The organism is Bradyrhizobium sp. 23 (genome assembly GCF_023073295.1).
Taxonomy (GTDB): domain Bacteria; phylum Pseudomonadota; class Alphaproteobacteria; order Rhizobiales; family Xanthobacteraceae; genus Bradyrhizobium; species Bradyrhizobium canariense_D.
This window is the reverse complement of the sequence record NZ_JADPJF010000148.1, coordinates 502,812-529,569: the sequence shown is the minus strand read 5'-3', so window position 1 is coordinate 529,569 and position 26,758 is coordinate 502,812. Positions and strand designations below refer to the sequence as shown.

The 26,758-nt window shown below is 63.7% G+C and carries 26 protein-coding genes; 11 read left to right on the top strand and 15 right to left on the bottom strand.

The window, feature by feature from the left end:
- The 11 genes from IVB32_RS35835 to IVB32_RS35785 form a co-directional block, all read right to left on the bottom strand.
- A partial coding sequence (locus IVB32_RS35835) for a hypothetical protein (RefSeq protein ID WP_247412898.1) occupies nucleotides 1-303 on the bottom strand: 303 nt, incomplete at its 3' end.
- Between the two features lie 115 nt (nucleotides 304-418).
- Nucleotides 419-1,306 carry a 2-hydroxy-3-oxopropionate reductase gene (locus IVB32_RS35830; protein ID WP_018458593.1) on the bottom strand — a complete coding sequence of 296 codons (888 nt, stop codon included), beginning with the start codon at nucleotides 1,304-1,306 and terminating at the stop codon, nucleotides 419-421.
- Between the two features lie 12 nt (nucleotides 1,307-1,318).
- Nucleotides 1,319-2,104, bottom strand: a complete 786-nt coding sequence (hyi, locus tag IVB32_RS35825) for a hydroxypyruvate isomerase (RefSeq protein WP_018458592.1) — start codon at nucleotides 2,102-2,104, stop codon at nucleotides 1,319-1,321.
- 12 nt (nucleotides 2,105-2,116) lie between these two features.
- Nucleotides 2,117-3,907, bottom strand: coding sequence for a glyoxylate carboligase (gene gcl / locus IVB32_RS35820; protein ID WP_018458591.1), 1,791 nt, complete (start codon nucleotides 3,905-3,907; stop codon nucleotides 2,117-2,119).
- Between the two features lie 153 nt (nucleotides 3,908-4,060).
- On the bottom strand, nucleotides 4,061-5,863 hold the full coding sequence (locus tag IVB32_RS35815) for an adenine deaminase C-terminal domain-containing protein (RefSeq protein ID WP_247412896.1): 1,803 nt from the start codon (nucleotides 5,861-5,863) through the stop codon (nucleotides 4,061-4,063).
- An 85-nt stretch (nucleotides 5,864-5,948) separates the two neighbouring features.
- Nucleotides 5,949-6,749: an NYN domain-containing protein gene (locus IVB32_RS35810; RefSeq protein ID WP_018458589.1), complete on the bottom strand. Its 801-nt coding sequence runs from the start codon at nucleotides 6,747-6,749 to the stop codon at nucleotides 5,949-5,951.
- A gap of 52 nt (nucleotides 6,750-6,801) precedes the next feature.
- Nucleotides 6,802-8,301, bottom strand: coding sequence for a tripartite tricarboxylate transporter permease (locus IVB32_RS35805; protein ID WP_018458588.1), 1,500 nt, complete (start codon nucleotides 8,299-8,301; stop codon nucleotides 6,802-6,804).
- On the bottom strand, nucleotides 8,301-8,786 hold the full coding sequence (locus tag IVB32_RS35800; RefSeq protein ID WP_018458587.1) for a tripartite tricarboxylate transporter TctB family protein: 486 nt from the start codon (nucleotides 8,784-8,786) through the stop codon (nucleotides 8,301-8,303). The genes IVB32_RS35805 and IVB32_RS35800 overlap by 1 nt, the downstream gene beginning before the upstream one ends.
- On the bottom strand, nucleotides 8,783-9,751 hold the full coding sequence (locus IVB32_RS35795; protein WP_018458586.1) for a tripartite tricarboxylate transporter substrate binding protein: 969 nt from the start codon (nucleotides 9,749-9,751) through the stop codon (nucleotides 8,783-8,785). The genes IVB32_RS35800 and IVB32_RS35795 overlap by 4 nt, the downstream gene beginning before the upstream one ends.
- A 103-nt stretch (nucleotides 9,752-9,854) precedes the next feature.
- The gene (locus tag IVB32_RS35790; RefSeq protein WP_018458585.1) at nucleotides 9,855-10,697 is read right to left on the bottom strand and encodes an IclR family transcriptional regulator; all 843 of its coding nucleotides are present in this window, start codon (nucleotides 10,695-10,697) and stop codon (nucleotides 9,855-9,857) included.
- Between the two features lie 61 nt (nucleotides 10,698-10,758).
- On the bottom strand, nucleotides 10,759-12,888 hold the full coding sequence (locus IVB32_RS35785; protein ID WP_018458584.1) for an acetate--CoA ligase family protein: 2,130 nt from the start codon (nucleotides 12,886-12,888) through the stop codon (nucleotides 10,759-10,761).
- Nucleotides 12,889-13,236: 348 nt separating this feature from the next.
- Between IVB32_RS35785 and IVB32_RS35780 the strand changes: the two genes are divergently transcribed.
- The 4 genes from IVB32_RS35780 to IVB32_RS35765 all read left to right on the top strand — a co-directional run bounded on the left by IVB32_RS35780 (nucleotide 13,237) and on the right by IVB32_RS35765 (nucleotide 17,639).
- Nucleotides 13,237-13,929 (top strand): GntR family transcriptional regulator, encoded by a 693-nt coding sequence (locus IVB32_RS35780; RefSeq protein WP_162496371.1) that lies wholly within the window; start codon nucleotides 13,237-13,239, stop codon nucleotides 13,927-13,929.
- A gap of 78 nt (nucleotides 13,930-14,007) precedes the next feature.
- Entirely contained in the window at nucleotides 14,008-15,741 is a 1,734-nt protein-coding gene (oxc, locus tag IVB32_RS35775; RefSeq protein WP_007608367.1) for an oxalyl-CoA decarboxylase, read from the top strand.
- A 64-nt stretch (nucleotides 15,742-15,805) separates the two neighbouring features.
- Nucleotides 15,806-17,083: a formyl-CoA transferase gene (gene frc, locus IVB32_RS35770; protein ID WP_018458582.1), complete on the top strand. Its 1,278-nt coding sequence runs from the start codon at nucleotides 15,806-15,808 to the stop codon at nucleotides 17,081-17,083.
- 373 nt (nucleotides 17,084-17,456) lie between these two features.
- Nucleotides 17,457-17,639 (top strand): hypothetical protein, encoded by a 183-nt coding sequence (locus IVB32_RS35765; protein ID WP_007608360.1) that lies wholly within the window; start codon nucleotides 17,457-17,459, stop codon nucleotides 17,637-17,639.
- Nucleotides 17,640-17,703: 64 nt separating this feature from the next.
- On the opposite strand, the gene IVB32_RS35760 is transcribed toward IVB32_RS35765, so the two are convergent.
- The 3 genes from IVB32_RS35760 to IVB32_RS35750 form a co-directional block, all read right to left on the bottom strand.
- Nucleotides 17,704-17,928: a hypothetical protein gene (locus IVB32_RS35760; protein WP_026233616.1), complete on the bottom strand. Its 225-nt coding sequence runs from the start codon at nucleotides 17,926-17,928 to the stop codon at nucleotides 17,704-17,706.
- Nucleotides 17,929-17,982: 54 nt separating this feature from the next.
- Nucleotides 17,983-18,225: a hypothetical protein gene (locus IVB32_RS35755; protein ID WP_026233615.1), complete on the bottom strand. Its 243-nt coding sequence runs from the start codon at nucleotides 18,223-18,225 to the stop codon at nucleotides 17,983-17,985.
- 97 nt (nucleotides 18,226-18,322) lie between these two features.
- Nucleotides 18,323-18,532 carry a cold-shock protein gene (locus tag IVB32_RS35750; RefSeq protein ID WP_007593324.1) on the bottom strand — a complete coding sequence of 70 codons (210 nt, stop codon included), beginning with the start codon at nucleotides 18,530-18,532 and terminating at the stop codon, nucleotides 18,323-18,325.
- Nucleotides 18,533-18,930: 398 nt separating this feature from the next.
- Between IVB32_RS35750 and IVB32_RS35745 the strand changes: the two genes are divergently transcribed.
- Nucleotides 18,931-19,374: an SRPBCC family protein gene (locus tag IVB32_RS35745; protein ID WP_247412894.1), complete on the top strand. Its 444-nt coding sequence runs from the start codon at nucleotides 18,931-18,933 to the stop codon at nucleotides 19,372-19,374.
- A 39-nt stretch (nucleotides 19,375-19,413) separates the two neighbouring features.
- Here the strand turns inward: IVB32_RS35745 and IVB32_RS35740 are convergent, their stop codons facing one another.
- The gene (locus IVB32_RS35740; RefSeq protein ID WP_018458577.1) at nucleotides 19,414-20,745 is read right to left on the bottom strand and encodes an Hsp70 family protein; all 1,332 of its coding nucleotides are present in this window, start codon (nucleotides 20,743-20,745) and stop codon (nucleotides 19,414-19,416) included.
- A 279-nt stretch (nucleotides 20,746-21,024) separates the two neighbouring features.
- Between IVB32_RS35740 and IVB32_RS35735 the strand changes: the two genes are divergently transcribed.
- From IVB32_RS35735 to IVB32_RS35710, 6 genes are all read left to right on the top strand, one after another.
- Nucleotides 21,025-21,162, top strand: coding sequence for a hypothetical protein (locus IVB32_RS35735; RefSeq protein ID WP_018458576.1), 138 nt, complete (start codon nucleotides 21,025-21,027; stop codon nucleotides 21,160-21,162).
- Between the two features lie 251 nt (nucleotides 21,163-21,413).
- Nucleotides 21,414-22,700: an oxalate/formate MFS antiporter gene (oxlT, locus tag IVB32_RS35730; RefSeq protein WP_026233613.1), complete on the top strand. Its 1,287-nt coding sequence runs from the start codon at nucleotides 21,414-21,416 to the stop codon at nucleotides 22,698-22,700.
- A gap of 255 nt (nucleotides 22,701-22,955) precedes the next feature.
- Nucleotides 22,956-24,278 (top strand): oxalate/formate MFS antiporter, encoded by a 1,323-nt coding sequence (gene oxlT, locus IVB32_RS35725; RefSeq protein WP_018458574.1) that lies wholly within the window; start codon nucleotides 22,956-22,958, stop codon nucleotides 24,276-24,278.
- Nucleotides 24,279-24,452: 174 nt separating this feature from the next.
- Nucleotides 24,453-24,878 carry a CBS domain-containing protein gene (locus IVB32_RS35720; RefSeq protein WP_018458573.1) on the top strand — a complete coding sequence of 142 codons (426 nt, stop codon included), beginning with the start codon at nucleotides 24,453-24,455 and terminating at the stop codon, nucleotides 24,876-24,878.
- 103 nt (nucleotides 24,879-24,981) lie between these two features.
- Complete coding sequence (locus IVB32_RS35715) at nucleotides 24,982-26,001, top strand: 2-dehydropantoate 2-reductase (RefSeq protein WP_018458572.1); 1,020 nt, start codon at nucleotides 24,982-24,984, stop codon at nucleotides 25,999-26,001.
- Nucleotides 26,001-26,758: fumarylacetoacetate hydrolase family protein (locus tag IVB32_RS35710; protein ID WP_247412891.1), on the top strand; the 758-nt coding region annotated here is incomplete at its 3' end. The genes IVB32_RS35715 and IVB32_RS35710, both read left to right, overlap by 1 nt.

Genomic DNA, 26,758 nt, shown 5'->3' with positions numbered 1-26,758 from the left:
GGTGTAGTTCGGCACGGGCCGCAGCACCACGGTCGGCGGCAGTGGCTCGCCGACCACGACGCGCTCGTGGACCACGACGGAATCATCGCGCGGAATTCCGCCGAGGATCGCATTCGGGATTTCCAGACCAGCGCCGACCGCCGCACCGACGGTACCACCGACCATCGCTCCGACCGGGCCGCCGATGTCGCCGCCCGCGCGAGCGCCGTCCCTGGCGCCCTGTTCGGTCGTCGACTGGGCAAAGGCTGCACTCGACGCCAGCAGCGACGCGGCAGCGAACGTAATCGCAAGACGGGTCTTCATGTGCTTATGTCTCCAGTGATTGTTGTGCGCCTTCAACCGCGGGGCCGGATCATTGTTCCGGTTCCCCGCCGGATCTAGGCAGAACTACAAGTGGAGACTGTTACCTGGTAACAGTTCAGGCTGCGGCGATCTCGTGCCGCGCCATCAGTTCCAGCGCACGCACCATTGCCGAGTGATCCCAACCCTTGCCGCCATGTGCGGTGCAAGACGAGAACAATTGCTGCGCCACTGCCGTGCTTGGCAGTGACAGGCCGAGCGCGCGGGCGCCTTCAAGCGCGAGGTTGAGATCCTTCTGATGCAGCTCGATGCGGAAGCCGGGATCGAAATTGCGCTTCACCATGCGCTCGCCATGCACTTCGAGAATCCGCGACGACGCAAAGCCGCCCATCAGGGCCTGCCGCACCAGCGCCGGATCCGCACCGGCTTTCGACGCGAACAGCAGCGCTTCGCTGACCGCCTCGATCGTCAACGCGACGATGATCTGGTTGGCGACCTTCGTCGTCTGGCCGTCGCCATTGGCGCCGACCCGGGTGACGTTCTTCCCCATCCGGTCGAAGATCGGCTTCATGGTGTTGAAGGCGCGCTCGGGGCCACCCACCATGATGGTGAGGCTTGCCGCCTTGGCACCGACCTCCCCGCCTGACACCGGTGCGTCGAGATAATCCGCGCCGAGCGCCTCGATCTTCTTCGCAAACTCCTTGGTCGCCAGCGGCGAGATTGAGCTCATGTCGACCACGATCTTCCCCTTGGAAATGCCGCCCGCGACGCCGTCCTTGCCGAACAGCACGGCCTCCACATGCGGCGTATCCGGCACCATGATGATGACCGCATCCGCCTCCTCCGCGACCTCCTTGCTTGACTTGCAGCCAACGCCGCCGGCCGCGATCAGCCCGGGCGCGACCGGCCCGACATCGTGCAGGAGAACGCGATGGCCTGCGGTCAGAAGATGGCCGGCCATCGGCCGTCCCATGGTGCCAAGTCCGATAAAGCCGATGTCGATCATGTCAACGTTTCCTCAGGTCTCGAACGTCTGCGCCGCGTGCCAGGACAGGCCTTCCAGCGTCGTGGTGCGCGGCTTGTATTCGCAGCCGACCCAGCCGCGGTAACCGATCGCGTCGAGATGGCGGAACAGGAAGGGATAGTTGATCTCGCCGGTGCCAGGCTCGTGACGGCCGGGGTTGTCGGCGAGCTGGATGTGCGCGATCTGCGGCAGGTATTCCTGCATAGTACGGGCGAGGTCGCCCTCCATGATCTGCATGTGGTAGATGTCGTACTGGACGAACAGATTGTTCGAGCGCACCTCGGAGATCAGCTGCACGGCCTGCTCGGTGCCGTTCAGAAAGAAGCCGGGGATGTCGAGCGTGTTGATCGGCTCGATCAGCAGCTTGATGTTTTCCCGCGCCAGCGTCGACGCCGCAAAGCGCAGATTCCCGACCAGCGTTTCGTTGAGCTCACGCGGATCGGCATCCGCAGGCGCGATGCCGACGAGACAGTTGAGCTGCTCGCAATCGAGCGCCTTGGCATAGTCGATGGCGCGAAACACGCCGTCCCTGAACTCGCTGATACGATCAGGCAGGATCGCGATGCCGCGCTCGCCCGCCGCCCAATTGCCGGCCGGCAGATTGTGCAGCACCTGCGTCAGCCCATGGCCGTCAAGTTGCTCGCGCAGCTGCGCCTTGTCGAATTCGTAGGGGAAGAGGTACTCGACCCCGCCGAAGCCCGCTGCTTTGGCCGCTGCGAAGCGGTCCACGAACGGCATTTCGTTGAAGAGCATGGTGAGGTTGGCGGCGAATTTCGGCATGATGCTATCTCCCTATTCCGCCGGCTGCAGCACGCCGGGCCGCGCGGTCGCGACCTCGTCGAGCGGCAGATCCAGCACCTCCTCGAATTCGACGATGTTGTCGATTTCCGTGCCCATCGCGATGTTGGTGACGCGTTCGAGGATGAACTCGACCATCACGGGCACGCGATGCTTGGCCATCCATTCGCGCGCGGTCGCGAACGCCGCCTGCGAGTCCTTCGGGTCGGTGACGCGGATCGCCTTGCAGCCGAGCCCTTCGGCGACAGCGACGTGATCGACACCGTAGCCGCCGAGCTCGGGCGCGTTGATGTTCTCGAACGAGAGCTGGACGTGATAGTCCATGTCGAAGCCGCGCTGGGCTTGGCGGATCAGGCCGAGATAGGAATTGTTCACGACGACGTGGATGTAGGGCAGATTGAATTGCGCCCCGACTGCGAGCTCCTCGATCAGGAATTGGAAATCGTAGTCGCCTGAGAGCGCGACGATATCACGATCCGGACACGCCGCGCGCACGCCGAGCGCCGCGGGTAGCGTCCAGCCGAGCGGGCCCGCCTGCCCGGCATTGATCCAGTTGCGCGGCTTGTAGACGCCCAGGAACTGCGCGCCGGCGATCTGCGACAGGCCGATCACGGAGACGTAGCAGGTGTCACGGCCAAACGCCTTGGTCATCTCCTCGTAGACGCGCTGGGGCTTGATCGGGACGTTATCGAAATGGCTCTTGCGCAACATTGTCTTCTTCCGGTCGCGGCAGGCAGCGGGCCACGCCTGGCGCTCGCGCAACCTGCCGGACCGGCGCCACTCCCTGGCGACGGTGACGAAGAGTTCGAGAGCGGCCTTCGCGTCCGAGACGATGCCGAGATCGGGATTGAACACGCGCCCGATCTGCGTCGGCTCGATGTCGACATGCACGAAGGTGCGCCCCTTGGTGTAGGTCTCGACCGAGCCGGTGTGGCGGTTGGCCCAGCGATTGCCGATGCCGAGCACGAAATCGGATTCGAGCATGGTGGCATTGCCGTAACGGTGGCTGGTCTGAAGACCGACCATGCCGGCCATCAGCACGTGGTCGTCGGGGATGGCCCCCCAGCCCATCAGCGTCGGCACGACCGGCACGTTGGCAATCTCGGCGAATTCCACCAGCAGATCCGAGGCGTCGGCATTGATCACGCCGCCGCCCGCGACGATCAGCGGCCGTTCGGCCGCATTGAGCATCTCCAGCGCCTTCTCGACCTGCTTGCGGGTCGCGGTCGGCTTGTAGACCGGCAATGGCTCATAGGTCTCGTCGTCGAACTCGATCTCGGCGAGCTGCACGTCGAGCGGCATGTCGATCAGCACCGGGCCGGGCCTTCCCGAGCGCATCACGTGAAACGCCTGGCTGAACACGCGGGGCACCAGCGCCGGCTCGCGCACCGTCACCGCCCATTTGGTCACGGGCTTTGCGATCGACTCGATGTCGACGGCCTGGAAATCCTCCTTGTAGAGCCGCGCGCGCGGCGCCTGCCCGGTGATGCAGAGGATCGGGATGGAATCAGCGATCGCGGAATAGAGCCCGGTGATCATGTCGGTCCCGGCCGGCCCCGAGGTGCCGATGCAGACGCCGATATTGCCGGCCTTGGCCCGCGTATAGCCCTCGGCCATGTGCGAGGCACCCTCGACATGGCGCGCCAGGATATGGCGGATCGAGCCGCGCTTCTTCAGCGCCGAGTAAAGCGGATTGATCGCGGCCCCGGGAACGCCGAAGGCAGTCGAGATGCCCTCCTTCTCCAGAATTCGCACGGCAGCATCGATGGCTCGCATCTTCGCCATATCGGACCTCGCTTGAGTTGCATTGGCTTGAGCGAGATCATCGGGCCCGCGAGGGCTTCACTCAACGAGATCGATTTTATTTTCCACGATGCGGCAGCCGCGGAAAAAACGTGGCGGTCTCAATCGGTTAGATCGAGATATCCGTGAAAGCGATCACTCGAACAGCGGCGCCAGCTGCATCTGCGGCACCAGCACGAGGCCCTTGTCGGTGATACGAATTTCCGGAATGACCGATAGCGGAATCAGATTGAAACCCATGTAGGGGATGGTGCAGCCGGCCTCCGCCCATTCCTTCTTCAGCGCCTTGACTTCTTCCGCCACCTCCGTGACGCGCTTGTCGGACAAGAGCCCAGCGATCGGCAGCGGCACTAGCGCCCTCACCTTGCCCTCGGCGACGAGGCAGACGGCGCCCTGTTGCTCCTTGATGGCGGCGACCGCGACCTGCATATCGGCCTCGTTGGTGCCGGCAACGATGATGTTGTGGCTGTCGTGCCCGACGCTGGAGGCGACCGCGCCGCGCTTCAGTCCAAAGTCCTTCAACAGGCCGTAGGCGACATTGCCGGCCGACTTGCCGTGGCGTTCGACCACCGTGACGAAGCATAGGCCGTAGCGGGCGAACAGTGAGGGCCAGTCCTTTGCGGGCTCGATCGCGATCTTCTCATGGATCAGCGTGATGCCGGGCAACGCGGTCTTGATCGCGTTGACAGTGCAGGCCTTCGCCGGCAGCTCCGGCGTCAGCTTGACCTTCTCGGGCAGCTTCACCGTCGCATAGGCCGCCTGCGGATATTGATAGCGCTGCGACAGCGCCTGCTCGAGCTTCGGCGTGATCTTTCGGTTTTCGACCACGAGTTCGCCGCCATACCAGGTGCATTGCGGCTTCAGATTGTCGTCCATCAGCACCAGATCGGCGCGGCGCCCGCCGCCGAGCCCGCCGATATCGCTGTCCATGTTGAAGCGCGTCGCGCCATGCAGCGAGCCCATCGACCAGGCCTGCTCCGGCGACATCCCTGCTTTCACGGCTTCGCGCACCACCCAGTCGAGACCGAACAGCAGGAGATCGTCGGCGTCGCGATCGTCGGTGCACACGGCCGTGCGCTTGTGCGAGGCGCCGAGCTCGGTGATGGTCCGGATCGCCTGCGGCAGCGAGTGCCAGGGCGTGGTCGGCGGTCCCCCGCGCAGGAACACCCAGACCCCGGCATCGAGCAGATCGTCGGCGATGTCGCGGTCGATCGCCTCATGGGTGTCGGTGATGCCGCTCGCCGCATAGGCCGCAACGAAGTCGCGGCCATAGATATGGCCGGACACCGGCCGGCCGCGCTTCAGGGCGGCAGCGAGGATGGCGTGGCTTCGCTCATCGCCCATGGTGACAGGCACGAAATCCATCTTCTCGCCGAGCCCGACGGCTTCCGGCCAACGGTCGAACAGGCCGGCGATCTTGTCGGGCGTCAGATCGCCGCCCGCAGTCTCCAGTGCGGCCGAAGTCGCAGGAACCGTCGAGGGCACCGTCAGGAAGATCGAGAGCGGAGCCTCGCGTGCGTCCTCCAGCATCGCCTCGACGCCGACGACGTCCATGACGTTGCCGATCTCGTGGCTGTCGCAGAAGATTGTGGTGGTGCCGTTGAGCAGGGCGGCCTCGGCATAGGCGCAGGCCGTCACCATCGAGGATTCGATGTGGATGTGCGGGTCGACCAGCCCCGGCGCGATGATGCCGCCCGCCGCGTCGTAAACCGGCACGTCGCCGAAGACATTCTTCGCAGCGCCGGCCGGCTTCATCGCAGCAATGCGGGCGCCGGTGATCCAGATTTCGCGGTTCGCAAGGATGCGCTCCGAATAGGTCGAGAGCACCCGCGCGCCGGTGACGACGAGATCCGGCGCGACACGCGCCGAGGCCACATCGGCGAGACGCCGGGTCATCGAATGCAGCGGTGCGACGGCGAAGCGGGTAAGTCTGGTCATCAGAACCCTCGCGTGGCGTTATGGCCCTGCGATGGTTACGCCCTGCGCCCGACCGGGCAAGCGCAAATATAACGGCAGGCTCTGCTTACGCTTTAGGCGGAGAAGCGCCTGCCGCCGCTGGCCTCGCAGGTCTGCGCGAGTTCCGTCGTCGCGGGGCCGGTGCGGCAGCGGGCTTGACCCGAATCCGCATCGACCTCCCGTTCTGCTCGTCAATCTCGAACGCATTCGTCTTGCGCACGAGGTCACTCAGCTTGCGGAAGCCGAACGTTCGCGGATCGAAATCGGACGCGAGATTGGCGAGCTGGCGGCCAACTTCCCCGAGCGTCACCCAGCCGTCCTCGCTTTCCATCTGGGTGATGACCTTCTTGATGATGGGGGTTGCGGCATCGAGCGGCTGAAGCGACGTCGATCTCGAGGCGGCGTCCTGGGTGTTCGCTGGGGCGGCAAGCAAGTTCTCCGTGTAGACGAACCTTCGACAGGCCTGCCGGAAGCTCTCCGGCGTCTTCTGTTCGCCGAACCCAAAGACGTCGATGCCCTGCTCCCGGATGCGGGCGGCCAGACGGGTGAAATCGCTGTCCGACGACACCAGGCAAAAGCCATCGAACCGGCCGCTGTGAAGCAGGTCCATTGCGTCGATGACCAGCGTGATGTCGGAGGCATTCTTCCCCGTCGTATAGGCGAACTGCTGCTGCGGGATGATGGCGTGTTTGGACAGGATGTCGGCCCAGCCCCTCGACCTGGCATTGGAGAAGTCGCCGTAGATGCGGCGAACGCTGGCCTCGCCGATCTTGGCAATCTCGTCGAACAGCCCATCGGCGATTTTTGCCGAAGCATTGTCTGCATCGATCAGGACAGCGAGACGGGGCGAACGGAGCTCTGACGGCATGACTTTTCCCACGAGATGAACGTAACATTAGAAGACGCTCGCGGCGGAATGGCTAGTCCTCGTTCGCCTTGAAGCGTCCCATCCCTTTCAGCACGAAGGGTGCCAGCAGCGCGATGAACGCCAGCGCAAGCAGCGTCGCCGAGATCGGGCTCTGGAGCAACGTCATGGGATCGCCGAGACTGATCGCGAGCGCGCGACGCAGCTGGCTCTCGGCGATCGGGCCGAGGATCAGGCCGACCACGACGGGCGCGATCGGAAAATCGAACCGCCGCATCAGAAAGCCGAGCACGCCGAAGCCGGCCAGCATCGACAGTTCGACCACCGACGGCTTTGCGGCGATGGTGCCCATGGTCGCGAACACGAGGATGCCGGCATAGAGCCACGGCTGCGGGATCGCCAGCAGCCGCACCCACAGGCCAACCAGCGGCAGATTGAGCACCAGCAGCATGCAATTGGCGATGAACAGGCTCGCGATCAGGCCCCACACGAGGTCGGGCCGCTCGGCGAACAGCAGCGGCCCCGGGTTGAGGCCGTATTGCTGGAAGCCCGCCAGCATCATCGCGGCCGTCGCCGAGGTCGGCAATCCCAGCGTCAAGAGCGGCACCAGCGTGCCGGCAGCCGAAGCGTTGTTGGCGGCCTCCGGTCCTGCGACACCTTCGATCGCGCCCTTGCCGAATTCTTCGGGGTATTTGGTCAGTCGCTTCTCGCAGGAATAGGACAGGAAAGTCGGGATCTCCGCGCCGCCGGCAGGCAGCGCACCGATTGGGAAGCCGAACATGGTGCCGCGCAACCACGGCTTCCACGATCGCTTCCAGTCTTCCTTGGTCATCCACAGCGAGCCGCGCACCGGCTCGAGCTTCTCTTCGGTGTGGTGGCGGCGCGATGCGACGTAGAGCGCCTCGCCCACCGCGAACAGGCCGACCGCGAGCGTCGTCACCTCGACGCCGTCGAGCAGCTCGGGCACCCCGAACGCAAGCCGCGCCTGACCGGTCAGCTTGTCTATACCGACGAGACCTAATGTCAGACCAATAAATAGGCTGGTCAGGCCGCGGATCGGAGAATCGCCGAAGGTCGCCGACACCGTGACGAAGGCGACGCACATCAGCGCGAAATAATCCTCCGGACCAAAGCGCACGGCGAAATCGACCAACCACGGCGCGAGAAAGGCAAGCCCGATGGTGGCAATGGTGCCCGCGACGAAGGAGCCGATCGCGGAGGTCGCGAGCGCCGGTCCGCCGCGGCCGGCCTTGGCCATCTTGTTGCCTTCGAGCGCCGTCGCCATCGAGGCGCTCTCGCCGGGCGTGTTGATCAAGATGGCCGTAGTCGATCCGCCATACATGCCGCCGTAATAGATGCCGGCAAACATGATCAGCGAACCGCCGGGATCGAGCTTGTACGTCACCGGCAGCAGCAGCGCGACCGTCAACGCCGGGCCGATGCCGGGCAGCACGCCCACGGCCGTGCCAAGGAACACGCCGATCAGGGCGTAGAGGAGATTCATCGGCTGGACGGCGACCGCCATGCCGTGGGCCAGCGCCGCGAAAGTTTCCATCACAGCAGTCGCTCCAGGGGGCCGGCCGGAAGGCTCAACGTCAACAGGCGGTCGAACGCGAGGTAAATGAGGGTCGACATCACGAGGGCGATGGCGGAATCGACGAGGACAGCCCGGCGCCCAAATGCCGCCGAGGTCGTGACGAACAGCGCCGACGTCGCCAGGATGAACCCGCCGCCGAAGCCGATGATGCCGATCAGCAGCGCAAGGCCGGCGAGGATGAAGACCACAGGCACGGGATCGGCGCTTTCGCGCTCTGGCAGATTGCCGCGCAGCGCGTCAACGAGATTGCCGATCGCGAGCAGCGCGAGGCCGGAGGCGATCACGACCGGCATGGCTTCCGGCCCCATCCCGTACATCGCGGTCGATTGCAGGCCGTGCGCATCCCAGACCAGCACCGCGGCAAGACCTGCGAGCAGCGCGGCGATGACGACGCCGGCGCGATCGATGCGCCGCGGTGGCTGGACGGGATCGCCTGTGGTCATGACTTGACCAGGCCGACTGATCTCAGCACGTCCGTCACACGCACCGTTTCTTTCTTCAGGAAATCGGCGAAGGCGTCACCGCCGAGATAGGCATCCTCCCAGCCCTTCTGCTTGAGGATGTCTTTCCAGGCGTCCGACTTCACCATCTTCTCGACCGCGTCGCTGAGCGTCTTGCGCTGCTCCGGCGTGATTCCGGGAGGCGCGACCACCGAGCGCCAGTTGGCGATCACGAGGTCGATGCCCTGCTCCTTGAAGGTCGGGATGTCGCTGCCTGGAATGCGCTTCTCCGAGGTCACGCCGATCGCGCGCAGCTTGCCCGACTTGATCTGCCCATCATATTCGCTGAGGCCGGAAATGCCGGCAGTGACCTTCGCGCCGAGAATGGCGGCGAGCGACTCGCCGCCGCCCGAGAACGGGATGTAGTTGATCTTCTTCGCGTCGGCGCCGACGGCACCAGCGAACAATGCCGCCATCACGTGATCGACGCCGCCGGCCGAGCCGCCGGCGAAGGTCACCTTGGCGATGTCGGCCTTCACCGCGGCGGCCAGATCCTGCGCGGTCTTGATCGGCGAATTGGCCGGCACCACGATCACCTGGATTTCCTCGGTGAGGCGCGCGATCGGCGTCACCTGCTCGAGCGTGACGGGTGATTTGTTCATGGCGAGCGCGCCCACCATGACGAAGCCGTTGACCATCAGCTGGTTGCCGTCGCCCTTGGCGCCGTTGACGAACTGCGCGATGCCGACACTGCCGCCTGCGCCGGGAACGTTGGTGACCTGCACGCTGCGTGCGACGCCGGCAGCGACCAGCGCCTGCTGCATCGAGCGCGCGGTCTGGTCCCAACCACCGCCCGGCGCCGCAGGTGCCATCAGCTTGAGCTCGAGCTGCTGGGCAAAGGCCGGCGTGGCTGCCGCAAGGGTCAGCGCGACGGCTGCGCCGACGAGGCGCGCGGGAAGTTGAAACATGGGACGTCTCCGGGCTCATGCGGACGTTTGCCGCATCGTGTCGTTTGGTCGCATATCAGCCAAAACGGCCGACACTGTCCAGTGACATACCCCCGGTTTCCGATTAGCGGGGCGTCGGAATTGCCCCGCCGAGCGCTGCCGTCAGTTCGGCGGCAACATCACGGACGATTTGCCCGATTTCCGGTAACCGCTGATCGGTCAGCCGGCTGGTCATGCCGGACACCGAAATCGCAGCAAGCGGCTCGGCGCAGGCGTTGTAGACCACCGCTGCAACGCAGCGCAGGCCCATGCAGGCCTCTTCATCATCCAGCGCGTAGCCTTGCTTGCGGATCTTTTCGAGCTCCTTGAACAGGTCGCTCGGCCGCACGATCGACTTCTCGGTCAGGCGTGGCATGCCGTGATGGCGGATGACGGCGCCGACGTCCTCGTCGGAATAGGTCGCGAGCACCGCCTTGCCGACGCCGGAGGTCACCATCGGAACGCGGCCGCCGACTTGGGTCAGCGAGCGCATGATCTCGCGGCTCTCCATCCGGGTCAGCACGATGATGAACTCGTCGTCGACCACGGCGAGATTGGCGGTCTCGCGGGTAAGATCACGCAGCTTGCGCAAGTAAGGAATGGCCTGGGCACTGAAATTGCGCCGCCGCGCAAAGCTCGCGCCCACCGTGAAGCTGCGCACGCCGACATGCCATTTGGATTCGGCGCGGTCGAACTGCACGAAGCGGCGGCTTTCCAGCGTCGCCAGCAGGCGATGCACGGTCGAGGCCGAGAGCCCGGTGCGGACGGCGAGATCGCTGAGGCGATAGCCTTCGTCGTCTTCGGACAATGTCTCGAGGATCGACAGCGCGCGATCGACGGACTGCACGCCGCCGTCGCGCGCGTCGTGATCGGCCGCCGATGGCGATCGGGGCTCGATCGATTTGCGCCGGATCACGTTCCTGCCCATCGCGACCTGACTGTTCTCACCTCTCCCCGCGCGCGGGGAGAGGTGAAGCGGCATCGTCGGCTCAGAGCAGCCCTGCTCCGCGCGCCCATTTGTACTTGGCACCGAGGACCTCGACCGGCAGTTCGGTCGAGTAGGCATAGGCCGGAATGCCGTTCTGGTAGAGATATTCGGCGGCTTCCTCAACCTCGACGTCGCCGGCGAGCGAGGCGACGATCGGCTTCACGAAGCCCTTGGCCTCCATCTCCTTCTTCACCTCGACCATGTTGCGGGCGAACACCATCGGCGGCGTGACGATGGTGTGCCAGTAGCCGAGGATCAGCGAGTGGATGCGCTCGTCCGTCAGGCCGAGTTTTACGGTGTTGACGTAGGTGATCGGCGGCTCACCGCCGGTGATGTCCACGGGATTTCCGGCCGCGCCAAACGGCGGGATGAACTTGCGGAAGGCCGCATCCAGATCCGGCGGCATCGACATCAGCGACAAGCCGTTGTCGACGCAGGAGTCCGACAACAGCACGCCCGAACCGCCTGCACCGGTAATGATCAGCACGTTCTCGCCCTTCGGCGTCGGCAGCACCGGCACGCCGCGCGCGAATTCGAGCAGCTGCCGCAAGCTACGGGCGCGGATCACGCCGGACTGGGCCAGGACATCCTCGTAGATCTTGTCGTTGCCGGCGAGCGCGCCGGTGTGCGACGAGGCCGCCTTGGCACCGGCGGAGGTGCGGCCGGCCTTGAGCACGATGACCGGTTTTTTCTTGGAGACGCGTTTTGCGGCTTCCGCAAAGGCGCGGCCGTCCTTGAGGTCTTCGCAGTGCTGCGCGATCAGGTTCGTGTTCGGATCCTGCTCGAAGAAGGCGAGCAGATCGTCCTCGTCGATGTCGGACTTGTTGCCGAGGCCGACGATCGCCGACACGCCCATCTTGGCCGAACGGGAGAAGCCGATGATGGCCATGCCGATGCCGCCCGATTGCGAAGACAGTGCCGCGTGGCCCTTGACATCATAGGCGGTGCAGAAGGTCGCGCAGAGGTTGGCAGGCGTATAATAGAAGCCGTAGATGTTCGGTCCCATCAGGCGGATGTCGTACTTCTTGCCGACTTCGACGATCTCGGCCTGGAGCTCCGGCGCGCCGGCTTCCGCGAAGCCCGACGGAATCAGAACCGCGCCGGGAATTTTCTTCTCGCCGCATTCGGTGAGCGCCGCGGCCACGAACTTCGCGGGAATTGCGAACACCGCGGTGTCGATCACGCCGGGCACGTCCTTGACGCTCTTATACGCCTTGTAGCCGAGGATCTCGGCGGCCTTGGGATGAATCGGGTAGATGTCGCCCTTGTAGCCGCCGTTGATGAGGTTCTTCATCACGGAATTGCCGATCTTGCCGTCTTCGGCTGAAGCGCCGACCACTGCAACCGCCTTCGGCTGCATGATGCGGCTCATGGCCGCGACGATCTCTTCGGTCGGGCGCGGCTTCGGCTTGGGCACGTAAGCGAAGTCGACGACGATGCGGACGTCGGCCGCGATGGCGTCCTTGGCCGTCGCGAACACCGGGTTGAGATCGAGCTCGACGATCTCGGGGAAATCCGTGACGAGCTGCGAGACCTTGACGATGACATCCGCAAGCGCGGTGCGGTTCACCGGCTCGCCACCGCGAACGCCCTTCAAAATCTCATGCGCCTGGATGCCGTCGAGCATCGACAGCGCATCTTGCTTGGTCGCGGGCGCGAGGCGGAAGGTTATGTCCTTCAGAACTTCGACCAGCACGCCGCCGAGGCCGAAGGCAACCAGCTTGCCGAACGAGGCGTCGGTGATCGACCCCACGATCACTTCGGTGCCGCCGGCCAGCATCTGCTGCACCTGGACACCCTCGATCTTGGCATCGGACTTGTACTTCCTGGCGTTGGAGAGAATCGTCTCGTAGGCCTTCTCGGCGTCTTCGGCCGTCTTGAGGCCGACGATGACACCGCCGGCTTCGGTCTTGTGGAGAATGTCCGGCGAGACGATCTTCATCACCACCGGAAACCCCATCGAGGCGGCCATTTTGCCGGCCTCGCCGGCCGACTTCGCCACACCCTCCTTCGGCACCGCAATGCCGTAGGCGTCGCAGACCAGCTTGCCTTCCGGCGCGGTCAGGCTGGTGCGCTTGTCCGCCTTGACCTGGTCAAGCACCTTGCGGACGGCATCTTTGGAATTGGACATGTGGCTCTCCCTTGACCTTGGTTCTTGCGTTCTCAAAGCGCGCGCGCGTTGCGGCTGCCCGTGATGCTTTCCATTCGCCGCGCTCTGTTCCATGTCGCGGAACGGAGTGGCATAAAGCCGAGATTACTCCGCCGGCTTGGATCAAAAATGGCTGGCGATGGCATTTGGTATGCCAGAGGCCAACTTGTCAAGCTGCAGCGCACCTTAGAACGCTGCAAAAAATAGGCAGCTTGACATTCTGGTATTTGGTATGCCAAAAACTTTCCCGTTAATAATCCTGTAAAAGACGACTCCCACTGGAGGAGATTCGTCGTGTCACTGCGGAAACCAACCAAGGCGTTGCCGAACATGGCCGAGGCAGATATCGCAATCGTTCGTATTGCCCCGGAGTCGAGCTTCAAGAACAAGGCGTATGACGCCTTGAAGGAAGCCATCCTCAAGATGGACATCTACTCGACGCCCGAACCCGTCATGCTCGACGAGCGCGCGTTGTCCGAGCGCCTCGGCGTGAGCCGCACGCCGATCCGCGAAGCCATCGCGATGCTAGAGCAAGACGGTTTCGTGAAGACGGTTCCTCGCCGCGGCATCATGGTGGTCCGAAGGACCAAGAGCGAGATCGTCGACATGATCCGCGCCTGGGCGGCGCTGGAGAGCATGGCGGCTCGCCTCATCACCGCCACAGCGCGCAAGAAAGACATCACGGCGCTGCGCGACTACTTCAAGGAATTTGGCAAGGATCGCCTGCCCGAGGATCACGTCGAGGAATATTCGCGCGCCAACATCGCCTTCCACCAGGCGCTGATCTCGCTGTCGGAATCACCGGTGCTGGTCGATCTCACCAACGACTTGCTGCTGCATGTGCGTGGCTATCGGCAATTGACCATCGGACGCAAGGACCGCACCGCGACGTCGCTTCCCGAGCATCTCGGCATGATCGAAGCCCTGGAGGCGCGCGATACCGAGCTCGCCGAGAAGCGCGCCCGCGATCACACCCTTGGCCTTGCCGCTTACGTCGAAGCGCATGGTCAGGAACTCTTCTAGCCGGCAACGTTCACCAAAGGGCGAGGCATCGCCCCCAAAAGCCTGAAACGGCATCTTGAGACCAGGGAGACAAGGCCCATGCTGAATACCGCGACCAAGTCCGAAGCACCGGGCACCGAGCAGGAATTGACGGATGGTTTTCATCTCGTCATTGACGCGCTCAAGCTGAACGGCATCAACACCATCTATAATGTGCCGGGCATCCCGATCACGGATTTGGGCCGCATGGCGCAGGCGGCCGGTATTCGCATGATTTCGTTCCGCCACGAGCAGAACGCCGGTTATGCGGCGGGCATCGCCGGCTACCTCACCAAGAAGCCCGGCATCTGCCTCACCGTCTCCGCGCCCGGCTTCCTCAACGGTCTCACCGCGCTCGCCCACGCCACCACCAACTGCTACCCGATGATCCTGATCTCGGGCTCCTCCGAGCGCGAGATCGTCGACCTCCAGCAGGGCGACTATGAAGAGATGGACCAGCTCGCGATCGCCAAGCCGCTGTGCAAGGCAGCCTACCGTGTGCTGCACGCCCAGGACATCGGCATTGGTCTTGCCCGTGCCATCCGTGCCGCCGTCTCCGGCCGTCCGGGCGGCGTCTATCTCGACCTGCCGGCAAAGCTGTTCGGCCAGGTGATGAACGCCGATGCCGGCCAGAAGTCGCTGGTCAAGGTAATCGACGCGGCTCCCGCGCAGATCCCCTCGCCCGCTTCGATCAAGCGCGCGCTTGATGTTTTGAAGAGCGCAAAGCGCCCTCTCATCATCCTCGGCAAGGGCGCGGCCTACGCGCAGGCCGACGAGGAGATCAAAACCTTCGTCGAGAAGAGCGGTATCCCCTTCCTGCCGATGAGCATGGCCAAGGGTCTCCTCTCAGACACCCATCCGCAGTGCGCAGGCGCTGCCCGCTCGACGGTGCTGAAGGAATCCGACGTCGTCCTGCTGATCGGCGCCCGGCTGAACTGGCTGCTCTCGCACGGCAAGGGCAAGAACTGGGGCGAAGCGCCCAAGAAGTTCATCCAGGTCGACATCGAACCGCGCGAGATGGACTCCAACGTCGAGATCGTCGCGCCCGTCGTCGGCGACATCGGCTCGGTCGTCTCCGCCTTCAACCAGGCGATGGCTTCGGGCTGGACCGCCCCGCCTGCCGAATGGACCAAGGCGATTTCGACCAAGCGCGAAGAGAACGTCGCCAAGATGGCGCCGAAGCTCATGAACAACAAATCGCCGATGGACTATCACGGCGCGCTCGGCGTGCTGAAAAACGTCATCAAGGATCATCCCGAGGCGATCCTCGTCAACGAGGGCGCCAACACGCTCGACCTCGCCCGCGGCGTCATCGACATGTATCGCCCACGCAAGCGTCTCGACGTCGGCACCTGGGGCGTGATGGGCATTGGCATGGGCCAGGCGATCGCGGCTGCTCTCGAGACCGGCCATCCCGTGCTCGCGGTCGAAGGCGACTCGGCCTTCGGCTTCTCCGGCATGGAGGTCGAGACCATCTGCCGCTACAATTTGCCGATCTGCGTCGTCATCTTCAACAATGACGGCATCTATCGCGGCACCGACGTCAACGGCGCCAACGCCGATCCGGCGACGACGGTGTTCGTCAAGGGCGCCCGCTACGACAAGATGATGGAAGCCTTCGGCGGCGTCGGCGTCAATGCCACCTCACCGGACGAGCTCAAGCGCGCCGTCAACGAGGCCATGGCTTCGGGCAAGCCGACGCTCATCAACGCCGTGATCGATCCGGCCGCCGGTTCCGAGAGCGGCCGCATCGGCAACCTCAATCCGCAGAGCGTTCTGCAGAAGAAGAAGTAAGCATCCCCGTCAACCCACAAGGTCCCTGCGGGTGCAGGGGTAGATCAGAGTACGGAGCAACACGATGACAAAAGCGCTCGAGGGCGTTCGCATTCTCGACTTCACCCACGTCCAGTCCGGGCCGACCTGCACGCAGTTGCTCGCATGGTTCGGCGCCGACGTGATCAAGGTGGAGCGCCCGGGCGTGGGTGACATCACCCGCGGCCAGCTGCAGGACATCCCGAATGTGGACAGCCTGTATTTCACCATGCTCAACCACAACAAGCGCTCGATCACGCTCGACACCAAGAACCCCAAGGGCAAGGAAGTCCTCACCGAGCTCATCAAGAAGTGCGACGTGTTGGTCGAGAATTTCGGCCCCGGCGTGCTCGACCGCATGGGCTTCCCCTGGGAGAAGATCCAGGCGATCAACCCGAAGATGATCGTCGCCTCTATTAAGGGCTTTGGTCCCGGACCATACGAGGACTGCAAGGTTTATGAGAACGTCGCCCAGTGCACCGGCGGCGCCGCCTCCACCACCGGCTTCCGCGACGGCTTGCCCCTCGTGACCGGCGCGCAGATCGGCGACAGCGGCACCGGTCTGCATCTGGCGCTCGGCATCGTCACCGCACTCTATCAGCGCACCCATTCCGGCAAGGGCCAGCGCGTCACCGCCGCGATGCAGGACGGCGTGCTCAATCTCGCGCGCGTCAAGCTGCGCGACCAGCAGCGCCTCGCCCATGGTCCGCTCAAGGAATACAGCCAGTTCGGCGAAGGCATTCCGTTCGGCGATGCCGTGCCGCGTGCCGGCAACGATTCCGGCGGCGGCCAGCCCGGCCGCATCCTGAAGTGCAAGGGCTGGGAGACCGATCCCAACGCCTATATCTACTTCATCACCCAGGCCCCGGTCTGGGAGAAGATCTGCGACGTGATCGGTGAGCCCTCCTGGAAGACCGATCCGAACTACGCCAAGCCGGCCGTCCGCCTGCCGCGCCTGAATGAGATCTTCGGCCGCATCGAACAATGGACGATGACGAAGACGAAGTTCGAGGCGATGGAAATCCTCAACAAGGACGACATTCCCTGCGGCCCGATCCTGTCGATGAAGGAGATCGCCGAGGACCAGTCGCTGCGCGCGACCGGCACCGTGGTCGAGGTCGACCACCCCACCCGCGGCAAGTACATCTCCGTCGGCAACCCGATCAAGCTGTCGGACTCCCCGAGCGAGGTGGAGCGATCCCCGCTGCTCGGCGAGCACACCGACGAGATCCTGCGCACCGTGCTGGGCTTCTCGGACCATCAGGTCGCCGATATCCACAAGTCCGGCGCGCTCGATCCGCCGCAGAAGCAGGCCGCCGAATAAGCGGGCTTATCTCACGACGCGAAAGGCCGCCGGCTTCGGCGGCCTTTTTGTTGGCGCGCAAAGGCTGCATCGCACGATCGGCGCGCTTGCCGCGCCGCCAAGGCTGGATTAAAGATTGGTTCGCGAGGAACAGATGCGGTGGCCGGCCGTTGCTCCCTCGACCGGTGTGCTCCCGGAAATGCGAGCATGCCGGAAATGCCAGCATGCCATCTCCACGGCGAGTGCAGTACGCCTCGCAAAGACCCTGCCCCACGCTGAAGAACTGGTCGCCTTCGCTTCCGAGGATGGCAAGTCGGCCTTTCAGTTCGGGCACGGGTGGCGTCGCGTCCGGCACTCGCCAGGACCACGCTCGTTGATCAAATTGAGGGCTTAAATGTCGAAAGATCAATCCTCTGATCGCGCCAAGCGTGAAGCCAACAAGGCGTTCAAGCCTGCGACAACGCAGAAGCCGATCAATGACTATGCGAAGGACCAGAACTCCTTCAACGAGAATCGCGAACGGCTGAAAGCGGAGCGATTGGCCCGGGAGGCGAAGCCGGGAAGCGGCTCCGAATAGGCACGACGATCCCAGACTCCGACCGCGAATTCCGCTAAAGGCGGGGCGCCGAAATCCGCCTGGTCTACAGCATCGAGAGCACGACGATTCCGTCTTCGACTGCACCAGAAGCGAGCTGCGCCCGCGCCATGCGCTCGAACTCGGTCCGGTTCTTGCGAAGATAACTGAAAGCCTGCTTCTGCGTCAGGAACGTCGTCGCAAGACGGCACATCTGTCGTCCCGCGCCAAGCGCGAGAAAGAAGGTGATGGTGCCACCGCCATCCGACTTTATTCTAGGCACGACCCGCACTCTTTGGCATGTGATCGGCCCTCTCCAAATTGTCCTCGGCGCAATGGAAGCCAGTTATGGCGTCACCTTCTTCTTGCGCTTCGTCGGGACGGGCGGCGGCAGCGACGCCTGAAGGGCGGCGTCTGCCGCTTCCTTGGCCTGGCGCAGCTCTCGAAGCCGCGCCATGTTCTTGCGAACATCGACGGCTTGCTTTCCAACGTCCACCATCGCCCGCGCGCCTTCCTCAGCGGCCAAACGCTGACGGTTAGAACGCGCGATGCTTTCGGGTGACGGTTCGGCCGGTCTCTTGGCGCTCATTATTCACCCTGCTCTGCAACGGACAAAAACCCGCTCAATCCTGGGATCGAGCGGGTGGCATGGCCGTTTCAGTACATCCGTGAAACGGCACCAAGGCTTAGGCCAGCGAGAGATTCTCAGCGCTGACCTTGCCCCGCATCTTGTCGGTCTTGAGTTCGAAGTTGACCTTTTGGCCTTCAGCGAGACCTGCAAGACCAGCCCGCTCGACCGCGCTGATGTGAACGAACACATCGTTGCCGCCGTCGTTCGGCTGAATGAATCCAAAGCCCTTCTGGCCGTTAAACCACTTTACAGTACCTGTCGTCATTTTCTTCTCCAAAGCGCATACGCGCAGGTTCCGCGTGATCGTCACGCAGAACAAATTCTATTCGTCGATGTCTATGGAAAAGGAGCCCGCGGGCGCATTCAACAAGGCACAGCGGCTGAACGAACAGCCTCAACGTATACCTCATCCTCGCCATTTGCAAGGCTTGACGGAATTTAACGGCTCGGGAGCCCGGCGGTAGGTGCAGGACGCGCGCTATTCAGCGCTCATCTTTCGCCCCCCGGCGAGCTGCTCTCGAAGGCTGCCGAGCGCCCCATGCGTGGATCCATCAAAAAAAATCGAGACGCCGCGTCGGATCGGCAGCATCTCCTTCGTCATCTGGACATGAACGGGCAGTAGACGCCCACGTCGAGCCCGGCGATTCATGAGGAAGAATGATCATGCCCAGCACTGTCCGCCTGCACCGCGTTCTCACGACCAGCCCGGAGAAAGTCTATCGCGCCTTCCTGGAGGCGGATGCGTTGGCAAAATGGCTTCCGCCGAATGGCTTCACCTGCACCGTCCATCATTTCGAGCCGAAGGTCAGGGGCACGTTCAAGATGTCGTTCCGTAACTTCACGACGGGCAACAGCCACGCCTTCGGCGGCGAATATCTCGAGCTCGTCCCCGGCGAACGTCTCCGTTACACCGACAGGTTCGACGACCCCAATCTGCCGGCAGAGATCCAGGTCACCGTGATCCTGAAGAAAGTATCCGTAGGCACCGAGCTGGATATCACGCAGGCCGGCATCCCCGACGTCATCCCGCCGGAGGCTTGTTATCTCGGCTGGCAGGAATCGCTGCGCAATCTGGCGAAGCTCGTCGAGCCTGAGATCAAGCAATAGCGATCGGACGCGACTTAGGGGCGGCCGCGTGACCGTAGGCTACGCGCCCGCCCTCGACTGGAGCCCGCCGCTTGCGGTCCAGCGGTCCGGGTCCGGGCTGTGTCCGATCAAAGCAAGGCCGTACGCAATCGACTCGAACTGATCGCCCGACATCAGCCGTTCGTTGCCGAACCGCTCGGCGAACAGTTTTCGAACGGCCGGCACGAAAGACGTGCCGCCGGTCAAAAACACCTTCTCGACCTCGCGCGCGGTGATGCCGGCTTCGCCCAGCACCTTGTCGACGGTGGCCCCGAGCCTCGCGATGTCGTCGGCAATCCAGGCTTCGAAATTCTTCCGCGTGATAGTCGAGCCGATATCGACCCCGCCTCCTTTGAAGCGGAACTCCACCTGATCCTGGGCCGACAGCGCGACCTTGGCGTCGGACACCGCGCGGTACAGCGCAAAGCCGAGGTCGAGATCGACGATGGTGATGAAATCCTCGAGCAGAGCCGGCTTCACCGCGGTGCGCGCAAGCTCCCGGAGTTCGCGCAGGTCGCCGTTGCTCTTCATCATCGCGAGCTGATGCCAGCGCGCGAGATTAGTGTAGTGGCCGGTGGGGATCGGCAGCACCTTGTCGAACGAGCGGAAGCTCGAGCCCTTGCCCAGCCGCGGCGAGACGACGTGATCGACGATACGGTAGTCGAAGGTGTCGCCCGCAATCCCGATGCCGGCATGGCCGAGCGGCTCGGCGCGCAAGGCGCCGCCGGCACGCGAGAACCGCATCACCGAGAAATCGCTGGTGCCGCCACCGAAATCCGCGACCAGCACGGTCGCATCGCGCTCCAGCCGGCGGGCGAAGGAGAACGCCGCGCCCACGGGTTCGTAGACATAGCGGGCGTGGCCGGCGCCGAGGCGCTCGAACGCGGCCCGGTAGCGCTGCATCGCCAGCGCTTCGTCGGGATTGCCCCCGGCGAAGCGGACGGGGCGACCGACTGTAATGGTGGACGTCTCGAAGCCGAATTTATCGCCGCCATGCCGCGCCAGCGTCCGCAGGAACGCCGCCAAAATATCCTCGAACTTGTAGCGCTGCCGGAACACCTGGGTGGTGTTGAAGCTGGAGCTTGCGGCAAAGGTCTTGAACGACTGGAGGAAGCGGTAGACATGGCGTCCTTCCAGGAACTGCTCGATCGCCCACGGGCCGCCTTCAGCCTGGGCGCCGGCTCCCGGCCGGTCCTCCCAGAAGCACAGCGCTGACACGAAGACGCTGTGGCGCTGCTCACCATGGTCGAAGCGGATGGCCTCGACCCGGCGATCGTCCGCCGCAAGGGCCACGACCGTGTTGCTGGTCCCAAAATCGATGCCGATCGAGACGGCGGGCGAGGCGCTCGACATGAACCACTCTGACAGATGATTGGAGGGGGCAGACCACTAACGGCTTCATGTGCCGCTGCCAAGGCTCCGTTTTTGGATATCGACGGTCAAATGGTTCAGTTTCGGCCGGCTTTGGGCATATCCCGCTCAAATCGGCCCATTTAACTGATTATTATGCTGCAATGCGAAAAGCTAAATGCTGCTATGCAATGGCATGCATAGACATTGGCATCTGGTATACATAAATTTCCCTTTCGAAATGAGACAGCACTACTGACCGTCTCGAGAAAGGGATTTCCGATGTCCAAGACCGCTTCCGTCGCTCTCGCGCCCTCCTCCACGCTGTTCGCCCGCCTGATGGCAACGATCGACCGCCTCCTGATGGCGAGCGCCGAGATCTCGAATCACAACGGCGACCTGCCGCGCTTTGGCCTGTAGGCCGGACAGCCGCCCGCGCCTGCGCGCGCAGCGGGAGACGGTTTTAGATCAGTCCGCATACTACTTTTGATGAATGGCCCCGGATCACGGGGCCATTTCTACTTGTGCTGTCCTGAGTCACAGCCGCAACCGGGCAAGGTCCTGCGGCATTTGCGCACGGTGACCGGACCAGCGCTTGAAGCTTGGCATAATGCATACAAGAATGCCGTTCCAGCGCTCGCAGAAAAATGAGAGGCGCCACGGGAGGCTTTATGACGGACATGGTGCAAGCAACCGCCCCGACAGCCGCGCGCGTTAGCGACACGTATCGCTGGACGCAATTGGCAGTTGGCGTCGCGGCGATGGTAATGATCGCCAATTATCAATACGGCTGGACGTTCTTCGTCCCCGACATCCAGAAGAAGTTCGGCTGGGATCGTGCGTCGATCCAATGGGCCTTTACGCTGTTCGTGCTGTTCGAGACCTGGCTCGTGCCGATCGAAGGATGGTTCGTCGACAAATACGGTCCGCGCATCGTGGTGCTGGTCGGCGGCGTGCTCTGTGCCGCCGGCTGGGCGATCAATGCGGAGGCGACCACGCTCAACGGCTACTATCTCGGCATGATCATCGCAGGCATCGGCGCCGGCGGCGTCTACGGCACCTGCGTCGGTAACGCGCTGAAGTGGTTTCCGGACAAGCGCGGTCTTGCCGCGGGCATCACGGCCGCTGGTTTCGGTGCGGGCTCCGCGCTGACCGTCGCGCCGATCCAGGCCATGATCAAGGACAGCGGTTTCCAGACCACCTTCCTTTATTTCGGCCTCGGACAAGGCATTATCATCTGCATCCTCGCCTTCTTCCTGCTCGCGCCGAAAGCAGGTCAGGTGCCGAACGCGGTCGTGAACGCCAATCTGCAGCAGACCCGGCGCAACTACCAGCCGACCGAGGTGCTGCGTCAGCCGATCTTCTGGCTGATGTACTTCATGTTCGTGATTGTCGGCGCTGGCGGCCTGATGGTGACGGCGAACCTGAAGCCGATCGCGGCGGACTGGAAGATCGACAACGTGCCGGTCACGCTGATGGCGGTGACGATGACCGCGGTGACCTTCGCGGCCACGATCGACCGCGTGCTCAACGGCCTGACGCGTCCGTTCTTCGGCTGGATCTCCGACATGATCGGCCGCGAGAACACGATGTTCATCGCCTTCGGCATGGAAGGTATCGGCATCTGGATGCTCTACCTCTGGGGCCACGATCCGCTCTGGTTCGTGCTGCTCTCGGGCTTCGTGTTCTTCGCTTGGGGTGAGATCTACTCGCTGTTCCCCTCGACCTGCACCGACACGTTCGGCGCCAAGTTCGCGACCACCAATGCCGGCCTGCTCTACACCGCGAAGGGTACGGCCGCGCTGCTGGTCCCGATCGGCAACTACATGCAGCAGTCGTCGGGCAGTTGGGACAACGTGTTTATCATCGCAGCCGGCGCCAACATCCTGGCCTCGGCGCTGGCGATCGCGGTGCTCAAGCCCTGGCGCAAGGTCGTGGTCGCGCAATCGACCGTCTGACGCGCTCCAAAAGCGCTTCTCGCGCAAAACGCCCGGCCTCGCGGCCGGGCGTTTTCGTTGTGCGCGACGTTTTCGTGAACCCGCCGTCCCTAAAGGAACTCCGCAAATTTTCAGGCGCGCGCCAAGATAGGGCTTGCAATCTGGAATATGGTATACCAAGGTCGCCACCGCGCTTGCGACGATAAGCCACAATATTGCGACATCAGGTCATCTTGCGACCGGTGTCGAACCAGACAGGCGCTTGGGAGGTTCTTGATGATTTCCAGCACCGATGGCGCTGTCACGGCCGCGCCTCTCCGCACAGGTTTCCGCTGGCTCCAGCTGGTCATGGGCATCGTCTGCATGGCGATGATCGCCAACCTGCAATATGGCTGGACCCTGTTCGTCGATCCGATCGATCACGCGCACCATTGGGGACGCGCCGCGATCCAGCTCGCCTTCACCATCTTCGTCGTCACCGAAACCTGGCTGGTGCCGATCGAGGCCTGGTTCGTCGACAAATACGGCCCGCGCATCGTCATCATGTTCGGCGGCGTCATGATCGCGCTGTCGTGGATTCTCAACTCCTATGCCGATAGCCTCACCTTGCTCTACGCGGCCGCGATCATCGGCGGCATGGGCGCGGGCGCCGTGTACGGCACCTGCGTCGGCAACGCGCTGAAATGGTTTCCCGATCGCCGGGGCCTTGCCGCCGGTGCGACTGCCGCCGGCTTCGGCGCAGGCGCTGCACTCACCGTCGTGCCGATCGCAGCCATGATCGCAACGAGCGGCTATCAGCACGCGTTCCTCACCTTCGGCATCGGCCAGGGCGTGATCGTCTTCGTGCTCGCCTTCTTCATTCAGCCGCCGCGGATCTCGATCCCGCCGAAGAAGAAGCAGCTCAATCTGCCGCAGACCAAGATCGACTTCACCCCGCCCCAGGTGCTGCGCACCCCTATTTTCTGGGTCATGTATCTCGTGTTCGTCATGGTCGCCTCCGGCGGCCTGATGACCGCGGCGCAGATCGCCCCGATCGCACACGACTTCAAGATCGCCGACACGCCGGTCACGCTCGCCGGATTCCAGATGGCGGCATTGACGTTCGCGATCTCGCTCGACCGCATCTTCGACGGTTTCGGACGGCCGTTCTTCGGCTTCGTCTCCGACACGATCGGCCGCGAGCACACCATGTTCATCGCCTTCGGCACCGCCGCGCTGATGCTGCTGACGCTGTCGGCCTATGGCCACGTCCCTGTCGTCTTCGTGCTCGCCACCGCGGTCTATTTCGGCGTGTTCGGCGAGATCTACTCGCTGTTCCCAGCGACCTGCGGCGACACCTTCGGCTCGAAGTTCGCAACCACCAACAACGGCATGCTCTACACGGCGAAGGGGACCGCGTCCCTGCTCGTTCCGCTCGCCAGCGTGATCTCGGCCACGTATGGCTGGAAGGCCGTGTTCGTGGTCGCAGTCGCGCTGAACGCGACGGCGGCCCTGACGGCGCTGTTCGTGATCAAGCCGATGCGCCGCTCCTTCATCCTCGGCAAGGAAGCCGAGAGCGCCAACGCCGCGACGGGGAACGCCAAGACCGAGACGGCATAACGAACACTCCTTGCACGGTGAGACAGGGGGCGCAGCGATGCGCCTCTTTCTTTTTGGCTCACGGCAAACGTCAGCATTGTTGCCTCAAGATTTTTCGGAACAGCCAAATCGAGTGCTTGACGATTGGCATTATGTATACCACACTTGCCGCATCATTCACCCAGGGAGGTTGCAATGCTGGTCGGAGACATTCTGCGCAAGAAGACACCGCGCGTTGTCACGGTGCGAATGAACGAAACGGTGGGTATCGCCGCCAAGCTGATGCGCGCCAACAATATCAGCGCACTTGTGGTGAAGGACGTGGTCCGCTCCGAGGGTAACACCGCGGTCGGCATGTTCACCGAGCGCGACGTCGTGCGCGCCGTCGCCGAGCACGGCGCCAATGCCGTCAACGTCAAGGTTTCGCAGCTCGTCTCGGTGCAGCAGCTCGTATCCTGCACCTCAAACGACACGATCGAGCACGTCCGCCATCTGATGAACCGGAATCACATCCGGCACCTGCCTGTCATCGACGATTACAGCCTCGTCTCGGTCATCAGCATGCGTGACATCGCCTCCTTCGTGGACGAAGCGATCAACGGCACGCCGCAAGCAGCTTAAAGCGTCTCACTTCCCCTGCGACTACCGTCCCCGGCTCGGACCTTCCGAGCCGGACCGGATCTTTCGTCCCGAAATCCGGCTTCCGCTGCTTCGCGAGGATTCCATGAAGATCTGCATCTACGGCGCCGGCGCAATCGGCGGATATCTCGGGGTTCAGCTCGCGCGCGCGGGCGCCGACGTCAGCCTCGTCGCACGCGGCGCGCACCTTGCCGCGATGCGCGAGCGCGGCCTGACGTTGCTCGCGGGCGAGGAGAAGCACACCGTGCATCCGCGCTGCACCGACGATCCCGCCGAGCTCGGTGTGCAGGACTACATCATCATCACGCTGAAGGCGCACTCGATCACCGGCGTGATCGAGACAATGCAGCCGCTGCTCGGACCCCACACCCGCATCGTCACCGCCGTCAACGGCATCCCCTATTGGTACTTCTACAAGCACGGCGGCCAATACGAGAATTCGACGCTGGAGAGCATCGACCCCGGCGGACGGCAGTGGCGCGAAATTGGCGCCGAGCGCGCCATCGGTTGCATCGTCTATCCCGCCACCGAGATCGAGGCGCCCGGCGTGATCCGTCACGTCTACGGCAACAACTTTCCGCTCGGCGAGCCCTCCGGCGAGATCACCCCGGACGTGCAACGCCTCGCCGATCTCTTCGTCGCAGCCGGGCTGAAGGCGCCGGTGCTCGACCGCATCCGCGACGAGATCTGGCTCAAGCTGTGGGGCAATGTCTGCTTCAACCCGATCAGCGCACTCACCCATGCAACGCTCGACGTGATCTGCACCGATCCGGCCACTCGCGCGCTGTCGCGCGCGATCATGATGGAGACGCAAGGCATCGCCGAAACGTTCGGCGTCAAATTCCGCGTCGACGTCGAGCGCCGCATCGAAGGTGCGCGCAAGGTCGGCGCGCACAAGACCTCGATGCTCCAGGATCTCGAGCGCGGCCGCCCGATGGAGATCGACCCGCTCGTCACCGTCGTGCAGGAGATGGGCCGCCTCACCGGCGTCGCCACCCCCGCCCTCGATTCAGTGCTGGCGATGGTGACCCAGCGCGCCCGCATTGCCGGTCTCTACGACGGCATCCCGACCCCATCGGATCCGCGCGCACTGGCGGTGGCGTGATGGCTGGCGAGATCAAACAATGGCTCCGCTTCCGGAATAGCGGTGCGACCGGCTTCGGCACGCTAACGTCGTCGGGTATCAGCGTCCATGAGGGCGAGATGTTTGGCCGCCATGCAGCCACCGGCAAGACGCTGGCGCTGTCGGAGGTCGAACTGCTCGCGCCCTGCGTGCCCAGCAAGATCGTCGCGCTCTGGAACAATTTTCATGCACTCGCGGCCAGGCTCAACCAGCCCGAGCCACCGGAGCCGCTCTACCTCCTGAAGGCCACCACCAGCATTACGACGCCAGGCGCGGTGATCCGCCGTCCCTCTTATTACGATGGCAAGACCACGTATGAAGGCGAGCTCGGCATCGTCATCGGCAAGACCTGTGCCCGGGTGTCGCCGGCGAAAGCGGACAGCTTCATCTTCGGCTACACCTGCGTCAACGACATCACCGCCAACGACATCCTGACCAGCGACCCGACCTTCCCGCAATGGGCACGGGCCAAAGGCATCGACGATTACGGCCCGTTCGGCCCCGTCATCGCGACCGGTCTCGATCCGGTCAGGCTGGTGGTCCGCACCATCCTCAACGGTGCGGAGCGACAGAACTATCCGATATCGGACATGATCTTCACCGCGCAGGAGCTGGTCAGCAGGATCTCCCACGACATGACCCTGCTCCCCGGCGACCTCATTGCCGTCGGCACCTCGGTCGGCGTCGGCGTGATGAAAGAGCCGGTGAACATTGTGACCGTCGCGATCGACGGCATCGG

Excerpts from the sequence above, each read along its gene's own strand:
- IVB32_RS35830 (WP_018458593.1), bottom strand. The coding sequence starts at position 1,306 with ATGATCGACATCGGCTTTATCGGACTTGGCACCATGGGACGGCCGATG.
- hyi (WP_018458592.1), bottom strand. The coding sequence starts at position 2,104 with ATGCCGAAATTCGCCGCCAACCTCACCATGCTCTTCAACGAAATGCCG.
- gcl (WP_018458591.1), bottom strand. The coding sequence starts at position 3,907 with ATGGCGAAGATGCGAGCCATCGATGCTGCCGTGCGAATTCTGGAGAAG.
- IVB32_RS35815 (WP_247412896.1), bottom strand. The coding sequence starts at position 5,863 with ATGACCAGACTTACCCGCTTCGCCGTCGCACCGCTGCATTCGATGACC.
- IVB32_RS35810 (WP_018458589.1), bottom strand. The coding sequence starts at position 6,749 with ATGCCGTCAGAGCTCCGTTCGCCCCGTCTCGCTGTCCTGATCGATGCA.
- IVB32_RS35805 (WP_018458588.1), bottom strand. The coding sequence starts at position 8,301 with ATGGAAACTTTCGCGGCGCTGGCCCACGGCATGGCGGTCGCCGTCCAG.
- IVB32_RS35800 (WP_018458587.1), bottom strand. The coding sequence starts at position 8,786 with ATGACCACAGGCGATCCCGTCCAGCCACCGCGGCGCATCGATCGCGCC.
- IVB32_RS35795 (WP_018458586.1), bottom strand. The coding sequence starts at position 9,751 with ATGTTTCAACTTCCCGCGCGCCTCGTCGGCGCAGCCGTCGCGCTGACC.
- IVB32_RS35790 (WP_018458585.1), bottom strand. The coding sequence starts at position 10,697 with ATGGGCAGGAACGTGATCCGGCGCAAATCGATCGAGCCCCGATCGCCA.
- IVB32_RS35785 (WP_018458584.1), bottom strand. The coding sequence starts at position 12,888 with ATGTCCAATTCCAAAGATGCCGTCCGCAAGGTGCTTGACCAGGTCAAG.
- IVB32_RS35780 (WP_162496371.1), top strand. The coding sequence starts at position 13,237 with ATGGCCGAGGCAGATATCGCAATCGTTCGTATTGCCCCGGAGTCGAGC.
- oxc (WP_007608367.1), top strand. The coding sequence starts at position 14,008 with ATGCTGAATACCGCGACCAAGTCCGAAGCACCGGGCACCGAGCAGGAA.
- frc (WP_018458582.1), top strand. The coding sequence starts at position 15,806 with ATGACAAAAGCGCTCGAGGGCGTTCGCATTCTCGACTTCACCCACGTC.
- IVB32_RS35765 (WP_007608360.1), top strand. The coding sequence starts at position 17,457 with ATGTCGAAAGATCAATCCTCTGATCGCGCCAAGCGTGAAGCCAACAAG.
- IVB32_RS35755 (WP_026233615.1), bottom strand. The coding sequence starts at position 18,225 with ATGAGCGCCAAGAGACCGGCCGAACCGTCACCCGAAAGCATCGCGCGT.
- IVB32_RS35750 (WP_007593324.1), bottom strand. The coding sequence starts at position 18,532 with ATGACGACAGGTACTGTAAAGTGGTTTAACGGCCAGAAGGGCTTTGGA.
- IVB32_RS35745 (WP_247412894.1), top strand. The coding sequence starts at position 18,931 with ATGCCCAGCACTGTCCGCCTGCACCGCGTTCTCACGACCAGCCCGGAG.
- IVB32_RS35740 (WP_018458577.1), bottom strand. The coding sequence starts at position 20,745 with ATGTCGAGCGCCTCGCCCGCCGTCTCGATCGGCATCGATTTTGGGACC.
- IVB32_RS35735 (WP_018458576.1), top strand. The coding sequence starts at position 21,025 with ATGTCCAAGACCGCTTCCGTCGCTCTCGCGCCCTCCTCCACGCTGTTC.
- oxlT (WP_026233613.1), top strand. The coding sequence starts at position 21,414 with ATGACGGACATGGTGCAAGCAACCGCCCCGACAGCCGCGCGCGTTAGC.
- oxlT (WP_018458574.1), top strand. The coding sequence starts at position 22,956 with ATGATTTCCAGCACCGATGGCGCTGTCACGGCCGCGCCTCTCCGCACA.
- IVB32_RS35720 (WP_018458573.1), top strand. The coding sequence starts at position 24,453 with ATGCTGGTCGGAGACATTCTGCGCAAGAAGACACCGCGCGTTGTCACG.
- IVB32_RS35715 (WP_018458572.1), top strand. The coding sequence starts at position 24,982 with ATGAAGATCTGCATCTACGGCGCCGGCGCAATCGGCGGATATCTCGGG.